The sequence below is a fragment of the Vibrio sp. 1562 genome (genome assembly GCF_033340155.1).
Taxonomy (GTDB): Bacteria; Pseudomonadota; Gammaproteobacteria; order Enterobacterales; family Vibrionaceae; genus Vibrio; species Vibrio alginolyticus.
Genome location: NZ_JAWOVY010000751.1, coordinates 1 through 525, shown reverse-complemented (window position 1 = coordinate 525; position 525 = coordinate 1). Strand labels below are relative to the sequence as shown.

1 protein-coding gene is annotated in these 525 nt (G+C 47.6%); it reads left to right on the top strand.

All coding sequences use genetic code 11. The annotated features are described in order from the left end of the window. On the top strand, positions 1 to 525 hold a 525-nt coding region (locus R7Z49_RS27450; protein WP_318112825.1), incomplete at both ends, for an ATPase, T2SS/T4P/T4SS family.

The following is a 525-nucleotide window of genomic DNA, read 5'->3' as shown; positions in this document are numbered from 1 at the left end:
CTGAGATCGAGGGGCAAATTCGCAATGCGGTAGATGTGTTAGCGACTAACTTTGATCGCCCCGTGACTAGTATGATGAAAGCAAGCCTTGTGAAAAGCATGCTAGATGAGTTGTTCGGTCTCGGTCCAATCCAGCCGTTGGTGGATGATAAAGCGATCACTGACATCATGGTCAATGGGCCGAATAATGTTTTTTATGAAAAACATGGAAAACTAGAAAAATCGGACATTACGTTTATCGACGAAGATCAAGTACGTACGATAGCCAAGCAAATTGCCGCGCGCGTTGGACGTCGTGTGGATGAGCTCTCTCCCACAGTGGATGCCCGTCTTAGTGATGGTAGCCGGGTTAATGTAGTGATTCCGCCGATAGCGTTAGATGGCACCGCCATCTCTATTCGTAAATTCCGTGAGCAAAATATAGGCTTAGAGGAGTTGGTCGAGTTTGGTTCTATGTCCATGGACATGGCAAGGCTCTTGTCTATCGCTTCTCGCTGCAGGATGAACATCTTGATCTCTGGGGGGA